The 404-nt window shown below is 63.6% G+C and carries 1 protein-coding gene; it reads left to right on the forward strand.

Features of this window, described 5'->3' with window-relative positions:
• Positions 1-22: 22 nt before the first annotated feature.
• On the forward strand, positions 23-404 hold a 382-nt coding region (gene tnpA, locus QCE64_RS34310), incomplete at its 3' end, for an IS66-like element accessory protein TnpA (protein ID WP_310008668.1).

Here is a 404-nt window from a genome sequence, read left to right on the forward strand (position 1 = left end):
CACCTAACGAATAAGCGGACACGTGAACACTATCGAATCGGAATCACTCCCCGAGCGTCGTCGTCGACAACGCTATAGCGAGGAGTTCAAGGCGCAGGTTGTATCGGCCTGCCAGGGAATCGGCGTATCGGTTGCGGCAGTCGCTCTGGAACACAGGCTCAACGCGAATCTGCTGCGGCGCTGGATCGATCAGGCGGAAGGTCGACTTCCCAGGAGACCGCTGGGCCGTCCGCCGGCCACGACCCCGTCGCTGCCAGCCTTTGTGCCGGTGGCATGGGGAGCGCCGAATCCGCACTCGCCGGAGGTCCGCATTGAGATACGCCGGGGAGATCAGTCGATCACGGTGAGTTGGCCGGTATCCGAGGCAACCCAGTGTGCCGTCTGGCTGCACGGGTGGCTGCGGT

Origin of the sequence: Caballeronia sp. LZ043 (genome assembly GCF_031451075.1) — a bacterium.
In the GTDB taxonomy this organism is placed as follows: domain Bacteria; phylum Pseudomonadota; class Gammaproteobacteria; order Burkholderiales; family Burkholderiaceae; genus Caballeronia.